The sequence below is a fragment of the Natranaerovirga pectinivora genome (assembly GCF_004342165.1).
GTDB lineage: Bacteria > Bacillota > Clostridia > Lachnospirales > DSM-24629 > Natranaerovirga > Natranaerovirga pectinivora.
The window spans coordinates 181,727-198,183 of record NZ_SMAL01000003.1 but is presented as its reverse complement, the minus strand read 5'-3'; the positions used below and the strand labels follow the sequence as shown (position 1 = coordinate 198,183).

At 30.2% G+C, this 16,457-nt stretch carries 18 protein-coding genes; 16 read left to right on the top strand and 2 right to left on the bottom strand.

Annotated features, from left to right (window positions below):
- Positions 1 to 46: 46 nt before the first annotated feature.
- Entirely contained in the window at positions 47 to 355 is a 309-nt protein-coding gene (locus tag EDC18_RS05680; protein WP_132251193.1) for a 2Fe-2S ferredoxin, read from the top strand.
- Between the two features lie 54 nt (positions 356 to 409).
- Here the strand turns inward: EDC18_RS05680 and rbr are convergent, their stop codons facing one another.
- Positions 410 to 1,000: a rubrerythrin gene (gene rbr / locus EDC18_RS05675; protein ID WP_132251192.1), complete on the bottom strand. Its 591-nt coding sequence runs from the start codon at positions 998 to 1,000 to the stop codon at positions 410 to 412.
- 275 nt (positions 1,001 to 1,275) lie between these two features.
- Here rbr and EDC18_RS05670 point away from each other — a divergent pair, with 275 nt between their 5' ends.
- The 15 genes from EDC18_RS05670 to EDC18_RS05600 all read left to right on the top strand — a co-directional run bounded on the left by EDC18_RS05670 (position 1,276) and on the right by EDC18_RS05600 (position 11,984).
- The gene (locus tag EDC18_RS05670) at positions 1,276 to 2,421 is read left to right on the top strand and encodes a hypothetical protein (RefSeq protein ID WP_132251190.1); all 1,146 of its coding nucleotides are present in this window, start codon (positions 1,276 to 1,278) and stop codon (positions 2,419 to 2,421) included.
- A gap of 4 nt (positions 2,422 to 2,425) precedes the next feature.
- Positions 2,426 to 3,487, top strand: coding sequence for a Gfo/Idh/MocA family protein (locus EDC18_RS05665; protein WP_132251188.1), 1,062 nt, complete (start codon positions 2,426 to 2,428; stop codon positions 3,485 to 3,487).
- A 141-nt stretch (positions 3,488 to 3,628) separates the two neighbouring features.
- A complete protein-coding gene (cysK, locus tag EDC18_RS05660) occupies positions 3,629 to 4,558 on the top strand; it encodes a cysteine synthase A (protein WP_132251187.1) in 930 nt (309 codons plus the stop codon).
- Between the two features lie 312 nt (positions 4,559 to 4,870).
- Positions 4,871 to 5,308: an RrF2 family transcriptional regulator gene (locus EDC18_RS05655; protein WP_132251185.1), complete on the top strand. Its 438-nt coding sequence runs from the start codon at positions 4,871 to 4,873 to the stop codon at positions 5,306 to 5,308.
- Positions 5,309 to 5,383: 75 nt separating this feature from the next.
- Positions 5,384 to 6,202, top strand: a complete 819-nt coding sequence (gene iolB / locus EDC18_RS05650; protein WP_132251183.1) for a 5-deoxy-glucuronate isomerase — start codon at positions 5,384 to 5,386, stop codon at positions 6,200 to 6,202.
- Positions 6,203 to 6,231: 29 nt separating this feature from the next.
- Positions 6,232 to 6,762 (top strand): hypothetical protein, encoded by a 531-nt coding sequence (locus EDC18_RS05645; RefSeq protein WP_132251182.1) that lies wholly within the window; start codon positions 6,232 to 6,234, stop codon positions 6,760 to 6,762.
- 21 nt (positions 6,763 to 6,783) lie between these two features.
- Positions 6,784 to 7,623, top strand: a complete 840-nt coding sequence (locus tag EDC18_RS05640; RefSeq protein ID WP_341472711.1) for a sugar phosphate isomerase/epimerase family protein — start codon at positions 6,784 to 6,786, stop codon at positions 7,621 to 7,623.
- 244 nt (positions 7,624 to 7,867) lie between these two features.
- Positions 7,868 to 8,335 (top strand): Na+/H+ antiporter subunit E, encoded by a 468-nt coding sequence (locus EDC18_RS05635; RefSeq protein WP_132251180.1) that lies wholly within the window; start codon positions 7,868 to 7,870, stop codon positions 8,333 to 8,335.
- Between the two features lie 3 nt (positions 8,336 to 8,338).
- The gene (locus EDC18_RS05630) at positions 8,339 to 8,596 is read left to right on the top strand and encodes an MrpF/PhaF family protein (protein ID WP_132251178.1); all 258 of its coding nucleotides are present in this window, start codon (positions 8,339 to 8,341) and stop codon (positions 8,594 to 8,596) included.
- Positions 8,593 to 8,916 (top strand): monovalent cation/H(+) antiporter subunit G, encoded by a 324-nt coding sequence (gene mnhG, locus EDC18_RS05625; protein ID WP_132251176.1) that lies wholly within the window; start codon positions 8,593 to 8,595, stop codon positions 8,914 to 8,916. The genes EDC18_RS05630 and mnhG overlap by 4 nt, the downstream gene beginning before the upstream one ends.
- The gene (locus tag EDC18_RS05620) at positions 8,913 to 9,437 is read left to right on the top strand and encodes a Na(+)/H(+) antiporter subunit B (protein WP_132251174.1); all 525 of its coding nucleotides are present in this window, start codon (positions 8,913 to 8,915) and stop codon (positions 9,435 to 9,437) included. Before mnhG ends, EDC18_RS05620 begins: the two co-directional genes overlap by 4 nt.
- The gene (locus tag EDC18_RS05615; protein WP_132251172.1) at positions 9,418 to 9,690 is read left to right on the top strand and encodes a Na(+)/H(+) antiporter subunit B; all 273 of its coding nucleotides are present in this window, start codon (positions 9,418 to 9,420) and stop codon (positions 9,688 to 9,690) included. Before EDC18_RS05620 ends, EDC18_RS05615 begins: the two co-directional genes overlap by 20 nt.
- Positions 9,680 to 10,096 carry an MnhB domain-containing protein gene (locus tag EDC18_RS05610; protein WP_165878491.1) on the top strand — a complete coding sequence of 139 codons (417 nt, stop codon included), beginning with the start codon at positions 9,680 to 9,682 and terminating at the stop codon, positions 10,094 to 10,096. Before EDC18_RS05615 ends, EDC18_RS05610 begins: the two co-directional genes overlap by 11 nt.
- Positions 10,084 to 10,398: a sodium:proton antiporter gene (locus EDC18_RS05605; RefSeq protein ID WP_132251168.1), complete on the top strand. Its 315-nt coding sequence runs from the start codon at positions 10,084 to 10,086 to the stop codon at positions 10,396 to 10,398. Before EDC18_RS05610 ends, EDC18_RS05605 begins: the two co-directional genes overlap by 13 nt.
- A complete protein-coding gene (locus EDC18_RS05600) occupies positions 10,395 to 11,984 on the top strand; it encodes a complex I subunit 5 family protein (RefSeq protein WP_132251166.1) in 1,590 nt (529 codons plus the stop codon). Before EDC18_RS05605 ends, EDC18_RS05600 begins: the two co-directional genes overlap by 4 nt.
- Before the next feature lie 69 nt (positions 11,985 to 12,053).
- Here EDC18_RS05600 and EDC18_RS05595 read toward each other — a convergent pair whose 3' ends face one another.
- Positions 12,054 to 16,367 (bottom strand): acyl-CoA dehydratase activase, encoded by a 4,314-nt coding sequence (locus EDC18_RS05595; RefSeq protein ID WP_132251164.1) that lies wholly within the window; start codon positions 16,365 to 16,367, stop codon positions 12,054 to 12,056.
- Positions 16,368 to 16,457: the final 90 nt, after the last annotated feature.

Below are 16,457 nucleotides of genomic sequence, written 5' to 3'. Positions count from 1 at the left end.
TTGGACTTTTTTTATACAATAAATTATGTTTGAAAGGGGGGATAGTATGGTAAGTCCAAAATATCATGTTTTTGTCTGTACAAGTTGCAGAATTAATGGTCAACAGTCTGGTTATTGTTATTCAAAAGACAGTGTAGATATAGTGCAAAAATTTGTTGAAGGAATTGAAGAATATGAACTATCAGGAGATGTAATGGTAACCAATACAGGCTGTTTTGGGATTTGTGATAAAGGTCCTGTAGTTGTAGTTTACCCAGAGGGTGTTTGGTATGGGAATGTTTCTATTGATGATGTAGAAGAAATAATTGAATCACATTTTGAAGCTGGCAATCCAGTTGAAAGGTTAATTATCTAATAGTGTATGAAAAAAAGCGGAGAATTCTCCGCTTTTTTATGAAAATTTATGATTTTAGTAGTTTTCACATAACAATTCAAAGTGTGATTTAGGATGTACACAAGCTGGACAGATCTCTGGAGCACCAGCGCCTTCGTGAACATATCCACAATTATTACATTTCCAAGCAGTAGGAGCATCTTTTTTAAAGACTTGATCACTTAGGATGTTTTGTAATAATTTTAAGTATCTTGCTTCATGATGTTTTTCAACTTCTGCAATTTTACGGAATGCAATTGCTACCTCTTTAAATCCTTCTTCTTCTGCAATATCAGCAAATTCAGGATATAATTCAGTCCATTCTTCATTTTCGCCTTCTGCTGCAGATTTTAAATTGAATTTTGTATCTCCTAAAGCAATTGGATACATAGCTTGAATTTCTATACCTTGACCATTTAATTCTGGGTCATCTTTTAAGAATTTAAAGAAGCGTTTAGCATGCTCTTTTTCATTGTCTGCTGTTTCAGTGAATAAATTAGAAATTTGAAGATACCCTTCTTTTTTAGCTTGAGATGCATAGTATGTATAGCGATTTCTAGCTTGAGATTCTCCTGCAAAAGCTTTTAGTAAATTTTCTGCTGTTTTTGTTCCTTTTAATGATTTCATTATATCATCCTCCCTAGATTTAATAATAATAATTTATATAAACTATAAATTGTTAACAAAAAAATTAAATACCATAATTTACTATGATAATTATATCATTAAACAATATAATTAACAATAGTTGTTATTTAAGAATAATAATTTGAGAATCAAAGTAGTTTTTTGCGTATATATCTTTAAATTATCAGTGTTTTAGAGTATAATAATAATGTTATGCTATACCATAAGCTATTATTATTAGTATTTAATAGCAAAGAAAAAGGAGCTTTACAACTATGGATGAAAAAAAAGATTTATTATTAAAAAAACTACAAGAAAATAGTTATATTATAATTGGGGTTTTAATAGGGATTGTTATAATTAATTTTAATATATTTGCTAATGTAATCTATAACTTAAAAATTTATGAATTTATTGTTATGTTATTCGCTGCAGCAATATTAGTTATCGTTCATATAGTTGTACATGAAGTCGGTCACCTGTTAATTGGTTGGATAATGAATTTTAGATTTATTTCTTTCCGTATTGGTCCTATAGTGTGGGAAAAAGATAACAATAAAATCGTTATAAAAGTTCAAAAAAAGTTTAGTTTAAATATTATGTGTATAATGTTCTCAAAAGAGCGTAAAAATGTGGAAAGGCAACAAATATTATTCTATTTGGGAGGAATCATAACAAATATTTTATTAGGTTTGTTATTTTTGCTATTGTATTATAATTCTCAATTTGAAAGTGCTTTTTTGTTGAGAAGTATCTTTGGGGCTGGATGGATTATTGGATTAATATTATTTATTGTGAATCTTGTGCCTTATAAAAGCGACGCTTATAAAACAGATGGTGCCAATATCTTAAGCTATATTAGAAAAGAACCTAGAGATATTGCAGAAATTAAGGTTATACAAGCTTTTGCACAATTAAACGCTGGGGTTACTCCAAAAAAATTAGATCCATACATAATTGAAGAAGATGAAGATTTGCCTAATGATAGTGCATTAGGTATTTCCATGAATTTATTAAGAACCTATCATTACATTGAAAAAGAAGAATATGAAAAGGCTAAAAAATATATTAAGTTGGTTGAAGAGCATAGCCTCAAATATCCTAAAATATTCGAAGAGGAAATGATATTTGAATTACTTTATGCATATGCCTTTATTTATAAAGATATGGATAAAGCTAATGAATTATATACAATAATACAAGAAAAAAATATAGAACAAGATTTAATAGTAAAATATAGAGCATTAATGGCTTACGAATTATATATTAGACTGGATTTTAGTAAAGCATTAGAAATGGGAGCAAAAGGACTAGAATTGGAAAAAGAAGCTGAAACTAAGGGTGAAAGTATGTTTAATATTGGACAGATTAAAAAAATGATAAAAGAAATAAAAAATCCTAAAAAACAAAAAAGCAGGTAAATCTATGAAAAAAATAAGAGTGGGTATTATAGGATTAGGTAATATGGGAATGAAATACGCAGTATATTTAAAAGAAGGTAAGGTACCTAATGCAATTATCACTGCAGTAACAACTAGAAATGAAGAAAAGTATCAATGGGCTAAGAACAACCTAAAAGAAGTTGCTTGTTTTTCTACAGGAGAAGAATTACTTAGTTTCAAGGAAATTGACGCAGTTATTATAGCAACACCCCATAATACACATCCTTATTATGGAAAGCTTGCTTTTAGTAAAGGTCTACATGTATTGATTGAAAAACCATCAGGAGTAATATTAAAAGATGTAGAGGAAATGAATGCTTTAGCTTTAGAGTCTGAAAAAACCTTTGGGATAATGTTTGATAGAAGATTTGAACCTATCTATAAAAAGGTAAAAGAGTATATGGTTAATGGGTATTTGGGAGAATTGTATAGAATCAACTGGATTTCAACTGTATTTAGAACCCAAGGATACTATAATTCTAATGATTGGAGAGGTACTTGGGATGGAGAAGGTGGAGGCGTTCTTTTAAACCAGACTCAACATCAATTAGACTTATGGCAATGGTTTTTTGGTATGCCTACAAAGTTAAGCGGGTTTTGTAAATATGGTAAATATCATAATATAGAAGTTGAAGATGACTTTACCGGTTATATGGAATATGATAATGGATTAACTGGTGTTTTTGTTGCTTCAACATATGAGGCACCAGGAACAGAGCGATTAGAGATAGTTGGTGAATGGGGAAAAATAGTTCTAGAAGACAGCTATTTAAAATTATGGAAACTTAACCAATCAACAAAAGAGGTAGTAAATAAGACAAATGAAGGTGAAACGCCAAGTTATACTTTTACTGAAGAAAAATTTGAAATTAATAGCAATAGAAGGTTGGATTTAATAATTGATTGGGTAAAGGCCATTCGAGATAATAAAACAACTGTTGCCCCTGGGATTGATGGGATAAATCCTTTGTTAATGACAAAAGGCTTTTATTTATCATCAGATATGGGTAAAGTAATAAATGTATGTGATAAAAATATCACATAAATCATTATTTAATCTATGTTATAAATGAATTAATAAATTTGTATACTGTTTAGGTTGACACTTAGTAATTATTTGCATATAATAATACTAAATAACATATAAAACATATAAGAATACTAAGTATTAAAAGGAGATGTTTTTATGGGAAAAATAGCAAAAAATTTAACAGAATTAATAGGAAATACACCTTTATTAGAATTAGAGAATTATAATGCAAAAAACAAATTAGTTGGAAAGATAATTGTTAAATTAGAATATTTTAATCCAGCTGGGAGTGTAAAAGATAGAATTGGTTACGCTATGATTAAAGATGCTGAAGATAAAGGCTTGATTAATGAAGATACAGTAATTGTTGAACCAACAAGTGGCAATACAGGTGTTGCATTGGCGTTTGTTGCTGCTGCGAAAGGGTACAAATTAATATTAACAATGCCAGATACAATGAGTGTTGAAAGACGTAATTTATTAAAAGCATTAGGAGCCGAATTGGTGTTAACACCTGGAGCTCAAGGTATGAAAGGCGCTATTAATAAGGCTGAAGAAATAGCTAAAGACATACCTAATTCTTTTATACCACAACAGTTTGAGAACAATGCAAACCCAACCATCCATATGAAAACGACAGCAGTGGAAATATGGAATGATACAGATGGTGAAGTGGATATTTTTGTTGCAGGCGTAGGAACTGGCGGTACTATTACTGGAGTAGGTACAGTTTTAAAAGAAAAAAATCCTAATATCAAAATAGTGGCTGTAGAACCAACGGATTCACCAGTTTTATCAGGAGGAAATCCAGGACCACATAAAATACAGGGTATTGGTGCAGGATTTGTGCCTAGTATATTAAATACTGAGGTAATAGATGAAGTAATAAAAGTAGAAAATGAAGAAGCCTTTAATACATCAAAAGCATTAGCTGCATCAGAAGGATTATTAGTAGGAATATCTTCAGGGGCAGCTGCATTTGCAGCAACTCAGTTGGCAAAAAGACCAGAAAATGCAGGGAAAAAAATTGTTGTTTTATTGCCAGATACTGGAGAACGTTATTTATCAACAGATTTATTCAGCTAAAATTACTTAGGCCTTACTAGTTAACTAGTGAGGTTTTTGTTTTTTATTTATTTCAAAAAACCTATAAGGAATGTCGTAATTTTGTTATTATAGTAGTATAGAAAACAGTTTTGAAGTATGGTATAATATGGAGAGAAAATTGGCATATATGGAGCTGAACTGTTATTCCAAGACAAGTAAGATTCTAATAAATTTTTCATAATAAATTATGTGACATTGTGTAATTTAAACAGAAAAGCAACATTAATTTTTAAAAACATGTTATATTATATAAGTGATTATTGTCACAGGTATTTGATTGGAGAGAGTAAAATGAAAATATCAACAAAAGGTAGATATGGGTTAAGAGCTTTATTGGATCTGGCAATACATGTTGAGCAAAATGAAGTTGTTACAGTGTTAAGCATATCTCAAAGACAAGATATTTCAAAAAATTATCTAGAACAAGTTTTTTCTGCTCTTAGAAAAGCAGATATAGTAAATGGTGTAAAAGGGCCTCAAGGTGGCTATACACTAAATGATGATCCTAAAAACTTGACTATTGGAAGTATCTTGAGAGTTTTAGAAGGCAGTCTATTTGATATAGGAGACACACAAGAAGAAGGTAATATTATTCAACAGTGTATTAATAAGAAAGTTTGGATGGAGTTAAATGAATCCATTAATAAAGTAGTAGACAGTATTACTCTATATGATCTAATTGAAGAATATAAAAAGATGCACTCAGATTATTTAATGTTTTATATTTAAAAGCATTTAGCTGTTTCTTCATGTTACTATCTTAGTGAATAGTAACAATTTTAAATAAAAATATGAGGTGAAAAAATGAAACATTTTTACAAATCAGAAAAAGTGTATGGATATAATGAAGTAGTGGATAATACTTCTGAGTTAGATTTATTACGCTTTGGTACAATTTTATTAAAAAAAGATGAAAAAATTGAATTAGAATCAGGAGAATATGAAATTGGTTTGGTTATTTTTTCTGGTAAATGCACTATTTATTGTGATGATCAAAAATTTATGAACTTAGGAAATAGAAAAGATGTTTTTTCTGGAAAGCCTACGACTGTATATGTACCAAGAGATTCTAATTACTCAGTAATAGCGACTGATGAGGGTGAATTAGAAATTGGTGTATGTAAAGTTAAAGCAGATAAAAAGTACGCGCCTTTTGTTATTAAAGCAGATGATGTAGAGACTGTTCATAGGGGTAAATTAAATTGGCAAAGAGATGTAAATGATATTATTACTACAAAATATGAGAATAGAGTAGATAAAATTGTTCTAGGCGAAACATATGGCTGTGCGGGTCAATGGTCTAGTTATCCATCTCATAAACACGATCAAGATAATATGCCTTATGAAGTAAACATGGAAGAAATATATCATTTTAAAGTAAATCCACCTCAAGGATTTGGTGTACAAGTTATGTACAATGATGATTTATCTTTAGATGAATGTTATACAATAAGAAGTGGAGATAGTATAGCAATTAAAGAAGGATACCATCCAGTGGCATCTGCACCAGGCTATCAAATATATTACCTATGGGTAATGGCAGGGAATTCTGGAAGAGTATTAACACCTAATGATGATCCTAATCATGCATGGGTAAAAGCTGTGGAATCAATGGTTAACTAAAAATTACTAGAAAGTTGGAGGATTTAAAAATGGGGAATCTTAAAAAAACAATTAAAATATTTGGATTGAGTTTGGGAATACTTAGTATGATTTTATTAGTTGGATGTAATGAAACTGAAGTGGAACAAGAGAGAGAATATGCAATAAGTGAAGAATTAAGAACAACAACACCAAAGCTAACAGTAGAACAGTGGATAGAAGCAATTTTTCTAGTAGATGCAGAGTATTATTTAGAAACATATTCTGACAGAGCCATATTCGAGTTACAACAAGATTATGTTTATTGGGGATACAATGAAGATTATGCAACTTTAGCAGAATATGTAGAGAAAGGTGCATTACCACTGTTTAAACAAGATTTATTACAAGCTGGAAAAACACAAGTGTCAGACTTTGTTATAGAAGAGCCAGAGGACTACTTAGATAAAGAAGAAGTGGATGTAACTATTGATTTTGGCGATGGTATTGGTGTTTTACCTTTAATTAAACAAGATGGCAAATGGTTGATAAAAGGCTTTGGTGTATACGAAGACGATATACAAAACCAAATTAATAACTAATATATATACTGGAGGTACATTATGATAAATATAGGTATGAGACCACATGATTTAGGTAAGCAATCTGTTGAAAGTTTAGCCAATAAAATTGGAGAAAAGGGATTTAATTGTATTCAATTGGCTCTAAAAAAAGCTGTTGCAGATTTTGATTATAACAATGGAATGATGAGCCCAGGGATGGCACAAAGCATTAAAGAAACATTTTACAAAAAAGGTATTAGAATTGCTGTTTTAGGATGTTACGTTAATGTTACTCATCCAGATGATATAGAAAGAGGCAAACTAATTGATAGGTTCAAAGAGCATATTAGATTTGTTAGAGATTTTGGCTGTTCAATTGTAGGAACAGAAACAGGTTCATTAAATGGTGATTATTCTTATAATGATAATAATGGCGGAGAAGAAGCTTTTGAAAGATTTATGGATACATTAAAAATCTTAAATGCAGAAGCAGAAAAATTCGGTGTAATAGTAGCCATAGAAATAGTAAAAAAACATATTATCAATACACCACAAAGAATGAAAAGAGTTCTTGATACAATTAATTCAAATAATGTACAAGTTATCTTTGATGCTGTTAATTTATTAGATGCAGAAAATTATCAAGAACAAGATGAACTGATTAAAGAGTCATTTGAGTTATTTGGAGATAGAATAATCATAATACATGCAAAGGATTTTGTTATTGAAAATAATGATATTAAAGTAGTGCCACCAGGACAAGGGTTGTTAAACTATGCGTTATTAATGAAACTTGTTAAAGAAAGAAAACCATATATTGATGTGCTAATTGAAAATTGCAAAGAAGAATATATGGTATCTAGTAAAAAATTCATTGAAGATTTGTATGCAAAAGTATAAAGAAGAAAAGTATAAAGAAGAAAAGTATAAAGAAGAAAAGTATAAAGAAGTGAGAAAATATTTCTTACTTCTTTTTTATTGTAATTAAACCAATGATTTGTTATGATAATTAAAGTAATTATATTTTAACTCAGCCTATGCCTCTTACTGCATAAGAGCCACAAGTTTCGTTGAAAGCATTAATGTCAAATCCTTGCAAGGAAGTTTGAATTAATACTTTTATGTTAAAGGAGAATGAATACTAATGAAGCTTATTGTTTTTACTTGCGTACTCCTATTCTTTTGGGTTGGATTAACCCAAAGTCTTAGTATCGTCGATCTTTTAATAGGATTACTAATTTCTGTGTTATCTATTATACTGTCTAGAAAATATTTTTCGGCGGACATTGTATATCCAAAATTTAGATTTATTAAAATTATTAAGTATATCTTAGTTTTAATACCTCAGATCATTATATCAGGATTTAAAAGTCTTTATATATTAATTACCTTTAAAACAGATGTAAAAATAGTTAAGGTACCAACAAATTTATCTAATGATTTTAAAATATTTGTTTTAGCAGTTTCTATTACTTTAACGCCAGGAACTATAACAGTACATAAGCAAGATAATATTTTATATGTTTTACGTTTGTTCCCACAACATGTTGATGAAGAAAAGGAAGCTGAGAGTATAAAAGACCCTTTTGAGAAAATGTTATTGGAGGACTAAAAAATGATTATTAAAATATTATTTTTTGTACTAATATTTTGTATTGGTATTGTTTCTATAAGAACTATGCTTGGGCCAACAATATGGGATAGATTAATTACTTTTAACTTGATTTCTATTAAAGTTATTTTATTAATTATGTGTTTTAGTATTTTGTATGAAGCGCCTGAGTATCTAGATATTGCTCTTACATATGCTTTATTAGCTTTTATTAGTACCATTCTTATTTCTAGATTCCTAGAATGGAGGGATAGACTATGAGTAGTATTTTAGGACATATATTAATTATTATAGGTATGTTTTTTATAATATTTGGTTCTATATCCATTTTACTATTTAAAGATTTATATGCCAGGTTATTAGCATGTGCGCATATAGATACATTAGGAATGATATTTATTGTACTAGGAATAATTTTTATTAGCCCATTGAGTACATTAACCATAAAGAAAGTACTAATATTAGTATTTACTCTTTGTATCGACCCAGTGTCCACATATGCAATTGGTCGTTCAGCCTATATAAGGGGTGAAAGGCCTACGAACAAAAAACACACTAATAATAAAGGAGAGAAACCATGAGTGAAAAGATAATTTTGATACTAACGGTTATTTTTGCATTTTTATCTATTCAAACACTCAAATTAAATCGTGCAGTCATATATTTAGGGATGTTTGGTTTTTTATGTTCTTTACTTTATTTGTTTTATAGGAGTCCAAATGTTGCTATAGCTGAAGCTGTAATTGGAAGTACTCTTACAACTGTAATTTACTTGGTTGCATTAAGAAGGCAAAAGAGGTTTAAAGTTTATGTGTACAATGAAATTGATTATAATATATTAGATGCAATGGAGACTTTTGGTGTTAGGGAAGACTTGATTTTTCAGTATATTAGATATTCAGAAGACCAGTACAGTTGTATAGTAACCGAAAGAAATTATGATCTTCTAATGCATAAATCAGAGGATAATTTGTTAATGATATCAAAAGGTTCAAATTATAAAATAGAAGGTTTAGCAGCTACATTAGCTAAAAATAAAAAACTTGAACTAAATGTAATTTTAAATGAAATGAGGGAATCTGATGAAGTGGGAAACATTTAGAAAACAAGCAATGATTATTATTTTATCTTGTTTTGTTTTTTTTGTTATTAAGACAGAAGAGCCAAGTCATTCATTTGATATTAGTAATAGTTATATTGAAAATAGTGTTAAAGAAACAGGTGCAATAAATGCGGCTACAGCTATCTATTTAGATTATAGAGTGTACGATAGTTTATTTGAGTCATTACTTCTGCTTATTTGTGCTGTTGGAATTCATCACTTTAATAAGGAGGAAAAAGAAGGTGGACATTAATAATAATGACTTAGTTAAGTATTTAATTGACATAATTAATCCCTTTATTATCGTTTTTGGTTTTTATGTTATTATTTATGGAGATATCTCTCCAGGTGGTGGCTTTCAAGGTGGTGCTATATTAGCAAGTGTATTTATTCTCCAATATATATCTAAAGCAATTGATGAAATTGGTATGGAAGGACTTCAAGTACTAGAGAAAACCTTTTATTTATTGATTATTGTTGTACCAATAATTTCTCTGTTTACTCGCAATATTATCTTAACAAATTTCCTTGATCCAAGTGCAGGCTATGCTAGAGCATACTTAATTATCATGAATATTTTAATTGGTATGAAAGTATGTCTTGGTATAACAGTAATTTTTTACGAGTTTGTACTCATTGAAAGGAGATGGTTCAAATAGACTGGATAAATGGAACCAATGCAAGTATATTAATATTTTTTATAGGTTTATACGGGTTGATAACTAGAAGGAATATTGTTAAATCTATTATCTCTGTAACAATTATGCAAACAGGGATTATTTTATTCTTTATTGCCTCAAATCATCAAGACCCACTATCTGAAGCTTTAATGATTACAGCTATAGTTATAGGGGCTGCTGTAACAGCCCTTTCATTGGTTATATTCATACATTTGTATCGTTTATATGGTACAACCAATTGGCATAAATTACTAAAGAAATTTAGAGGTGAGAACCAATGAATATAATAATGGCATTAATTTTTTCGCCCGTATTATTTGGGATTGTTTTTTATGTCTTTCGATTAACAAAACCTTATGCAATTGTTATTTCCCAAGGCATCATTTTTGTTTTTGCATTATTCACTTTCTTAGATACAAGAGCAGTAGGTGCAAGATCTTATGTAGTTGGTGGTTGGTCTATAGGTAAAGGTGTGGGTATATACCTTGATACTTTATCAGCTTCTATGATTTTATTAACAGCATTTTTATTTTTTTTATTATTAATCCACGAATGGAATAGTATTGAATCGAAAATAGTATATATCTTTTTATTATTTGCATTAGAAAGTTTATTATTTGCTTTATTTGTTAGTTATGATTTGTTTAATATATTTGTATTAATGGAAGTTTCAACAATATTAGTTACTATTCTTATTATATTTAAGAAAAAAGCTAAATCTTATTATGATGGATTGATATATTTATTAATTAATATCATCGGTATGTCATTCTTTTTATTTGGTGTAGGATATGTATATAGAATGTACGGAGTTTATGATCTGAATCTTTTAAAAGAAGCATTGGTTGTTGTGCCAGAGTCAAGTTCAAGTGTTATTATGTATGCGTTGTTAATGACAGGAATAACGTTAAAAATAGGTGCTGTGCCAGTATTTACTTGGTTGCCAAGAGCACATGGAAGTCAAAGTGCGCCGTCTATAGTCTCTGCTATATTATCAGGTATTTATATCAATATTGTATTTATTTATTTTATTAGGTTACAAGATGTATTCTCTGTAATGTTTGATACAAGAATATTGTTTTTAATAATAGGTCTTTTAACAGCTTTTGTTGGAGGGTTCCTAGCTCTAGTTCAAGAGGATATCAAAAAACTATTAGGATATTCTACAGTGTCTCAAATAGGGTTTATTTTAATAGGCTTAAATGTGGCTGATTCAGTACCTTTTTATGGGAGTGCTTATCATATATTTAGCCATAGTTTTTTTAAAGCTTTATTGTTCCTTATTGCTGGTGTTTTAATAGAGCAATATAAGACAAGAAAGCTTTCAGAGATACGAGGGGTCTTTAATAAAACACCTTTAGTAGGGGTGTGTACTATATTAGGTATTCTAGGAATTACAGGTGCACCATTTTTTAATGGAAGTATAGGAAAGTATCTAATATCAACAAGTGCAGAATCTTTTTTCCTTGAAATAATAATGTATGGTATAAATTTTTTAACGATACTTTATTTAGCAAAGTTTTCAATGATTTTATATGGAAGAGGAGAAAGGGAAAAAATAGAAACACCAAAAGCAATTGTGTTTGTCGTTTTAGGGGTTATCTGTTTAATGGGAGGTATTATGGCTCCTGCATTTATGAATATGTTCTTTAGATATGAACTGTATATTAATACAGCATCTTACCTATCAAAAGCATTTATTTATATTCTTTCAGTCTTGGTTGGATTTTTCGTGTACAAAAAAATACTTCATAAGTCAGAGGTGCTTAATTTCATTCGACATATTGAAGTATCTTTTAATTTTATAGTAGTTATGATATTTGTTCTATTTGTATCTATTACTGGATTTATATACATAACTCATTAAAAGTAAAGGGGTAATTATATTTTAGGAGGTACGCACAACATAATGTGTGTACCTCCTAATTTTTAGTTGTTATTTATTATTTGAAGCAGTTACATAGTCTTTGTTTTTGTAAGTTTGTATCTCGTCATTAACTCGTTTTACTTGTAAACAGAAACTCTCAAGCTTTGCTTCAGTTACTTGTGGCAATACATTCCCATCTACTTCAATAGCTAAAAATGGAAGTTTCGGGAATCTTTCTTGAATTTTTCTTACCATTAATTTATCATGGGAAACTTGTTCTTTTCGTCTATCCAAATTATCGCTTATGAGTGCTTCTGCAATTCTACCAGGCATACATCCAAATGGTCCTATGGAAATGACACCATCTACTTGTTCAACAATTTCAGTGATAGCAGCACCAGTTGTTAAAATGGCTTCGCCAGTTAACATTGGGGATATAATATCTTTAACACTATCAATGATCTCATCTACATCTATTAAGTGATATTCGTATAAGCCTGTTGTAGCAAAAATCTTTTTAACGGATTTTTCCACATTCACTTTAAAGTAGCTTTGTAGTTTTGTTCTGAATTGGTCTTTGAAAGTGGCTTTAGTACTAATTTTATTTTTAACCAAATAATCACAGTAGTAAATCCATTCAGCAATAGGAGATACTTTGACAATGATATCTTTTTCAGCAAGTCTTTCAACCAATCGTTGTCTAGAGAAGTGGTCTCTGCGTACATAGATTTCACCTACTAAACCAACTTTTATTGAAGATCCTATCTCTTGCTTTCTTGGTATTGATTCCAATTCTTTAGCAGTTTTTTCAAGAACGGCTTTTAAGTCTTTCCAAGAATTTTTTTCAACACTTAACAGGATGTTTTCACATACTTTATGATACTTGTATAAGCCATCAATTGGATCCTTTGATAGTACAAGTATGGCACTATATATATCATCAAGGATATCTGAAATAATAACAGATTGCCAAGCTCTTAATACAAATTTTGTACCTAAACCTGCATAGCTGTTTTCAGAGGTCAGTGAGAACAGTGCAACGTCTTTTATTTTTCTTTTTTCTATGACTTGTTTCATAAGTATATTATATTGCCCAAATCTACATGGACCTGAAGTATCTGGCATAAAATATACTAATAACTCATCTTCCTTTTCTCTTGTATCTAGATAATTTATTAGACTACCAATAGTAAGCATTAGGGGAATACATTCTTTACAAGATGAATGTGCCCTACCAGTTTTCATTTCCTCATCAGTTGGTGTTGTAACAGCAGTTGCTTTTATGCCTACGTGACGGAAAGTAGCAGCTAGTAGTTTAGAGCCAATATCACCCATTGAAGGAATCAGTACATGAACCTTTGGATGGTTTAATGGGTATTTGTTGTTATTGGAGTCAATGATAAATAAATTATCATTTTCTACAATTGTTCTAGCTGGAGAATAGTCTTCCATAGCCATCATAAGAGGTTGTTTTTGTAATAACTTATAGCTTTTAATAATATCTAAGAAGGCTTCAATCCTTGTATCAATCCCTGCATCAGCAGTATGACTATCTAATTCAAGGGTTAAGGATGGTTTTTTACCCATAATATTTCTAAAATAACCAATAACAAATGAATCAGGTCCACAGCTAAAGTTTGTAATAAATGATCCAAATAATTGTGGATGTTTCTCAACAAAACGAGAAGCTTTCATTATTAATTGACCCATAGCCCAGTACATATTTTCCAAGCTGTACTCTTGGGCAGATGGTAAGAAATCATGTGGAATGATTCTATAATTTCTAGAAGCAAATTTATGAGGGATGCCCATATTTGCAATTTTTGTAAAGGCATTATATGGCCTTCCAAATAATACAATAGCCGTTTCATCTGGATTTCTTTCTAAGTCTTCAAGAAAAGCCTTACCAGTTTCTTGACACTCATTATGAAATGATAATTGAGCGTTTATTGCTATATCAAAAGCTTTTTCCACCACATTTTTTTTATGACCTAGATTTACACCAATTTTTATAAAAATTTCTTTTTGAGTGGAATAAGCACTATTAAAGTCTAAAACAGGACTTATTATTTCTTTATCAATAGAGTCTTTAAAGGCAGATTGTAAATAATAAGGTTCACCTTGAACAAAAGGGCAAGTCACAGTTACATCATCACTGTTTTTTACAGGAAAGGATTTAACATGTGGTAAAAATATCTTGTCAACATCTTTCTCTTTTAACAATGAGCCAAAGAGACCATGTGATAATTCTACAGGGTAACAAAAAGCAGAACTTTTTTGTTCAAAACCATCTTCATCAACATTTTTAGGAAGTACAATATCATATCCTAAAGAATAGAAGAAATTATAATACATGGGGTACAGACTATTGGTTAATAAAGAGTTTAACATACCAATTTTTTTGTTTTGAACCTCATCAATACGTTCACCATAAGAAACACTGTATTTTTCAAAAACAAGATGTTCTCTATGAGCAACATAATTAGTGATTTCATAATCTTTTTTCTTTTCTTCTACAAAAGTACGTTCATATAAATTACAAGCGCCACCGAAAGGGTACACTCTACCTTGTATGATAATTCTATTAATATTACATTTGCGATCACATTTTTCTTTACCGCCAGCACAAACAAAAGGTTCTTTATAAGAAACATCTCTAGAAGACAAGTCATCTAAGTCAAAAGACATAGGACTAATCAATCCTAAATCAATTTTATTTTTAACTTCTAAAGCAGCGCCAAAAGCCCCCATTAATCCAGGATTTGGCGGTACAATAATGTGTTTTCCTGTCATAGCAGCCATAGCAATTGGAACAGCTTTATTATAGCAAACCCCACCTTGCATAAATATTTTTTTGCCAACTGGTCGACTACCTTTTACACGATTGGAGTAATTCATACAAATGGAATACACCAATCCTGCAGTAATATCTTCTACACTGATGCCTTCTTGTATAGCACTTTTTATATCACTACTTATAAAAGCAGAGCATTGGTCACTAAAATTAGGTGGTTTTTTACTGTTTAAAGCATATTTTTCAATAGCAGTCATTTCAATATCTAAAGATTCTTTTGCAGCTTCTTCTAAGAAAGAACCTGTTCCTGCTGAACAAGCTTCATTCATTGCATAATCAGATGGCACACCATTTGTAATATAAGTGTATTTAGCATCTTGACCACCAATTTCAAAGATGGTATCTACTTCTGGATCAAAATAAATAGCAGCTGTTGCATGGGCAATAATTTCATTCATAACAGATGGTGTTAAAGCATGCAATCCAGCAATCTGACGTCCTGAACCTGTAACCCCTAAACCAATAATACTGACAGGATTATTTAATTGTGATTGTAAATCTTTATAGCAGTTTTTAGAAGCTTCTATTGGATCGCCATTTGTACGTAAGTAACAGCTGGCAAGTATTGCTTGGTCAGACTGTCTAATGATTACTGCTTTAGTAGTGGTAGAGCCTACATCTAAACCTAAAATACAAACATCATTTTCTTTAGCCTCAGAGTTTGCTGTACTTTTAAACTCAACATAGGATTCATAGTTTTTTAAATCCTCTAGGAAAGAAAAGGAGGAATGTTTGTTGTTTAAAAATGTATCTAAGCCATCTACTGGTTTTGTTTCATTTTCTAAAGCCCATAAAGCGGTCCCAAGGGCCTCATAACAGTATGAATAATTTGGAACATACAATTGGTCCATTTTATTAGTTAAAAAGCTAACCATTTTACTATTTCTAGAAGTACCCCCAATGATTAAAGCTCTTTTAGTGTCGTGATTTTTTAAGAGTTCATATAATTTTTTTCCCATCATATCGCAAAGGCCACCAATAACATTTTCTTTAGGCGTACCTTTGTTAAGTGCATGGGTACAATCGCTTTTGCAAAAAACAGAACATCTACCAGCTACTTTATAACTGTCATTAGAAGGGCTACTCATTGCTTCATCTATTGAAAGGCCCATTCTTTTAATTTGCTGTAAGAAAAACTCTCCAGTTCCTGATGCACATTTATTACCGGTAAGGACATCAATGATGCGACCATCTCTGTCTAGCTCATATACCATAAAGGTTTCTCCACCAGCACTTAAGATAAGATTAACATTATCATAAGATTTTTTTTGGAATCTAAAGGCATACTCAACAGCCTCTGGTTCTGATAAGGTAGAAGCAGTAACTAAGTTTTTGAATTTACGACCTGTCACGGCAACTCTATCAATGTTTTTTAAATCATAATCATCAAAAATATGTTTTAGAATCTTTAGTGGATGACCTTCATGAGGGATAGACTTTGACTCTAATATATGTATGTCATTATTGTCTTTTTTTGTTAAAACAAAACTCACAGTGGATGCCCCTATACACAATCCAATACTTTTCATTTATACTCACTCCTGTATCTTTATATTATAATTATTAACAATAAAAATTAAACAATACTATAAATTAGTCAGCTAAAAATTATAGATAAT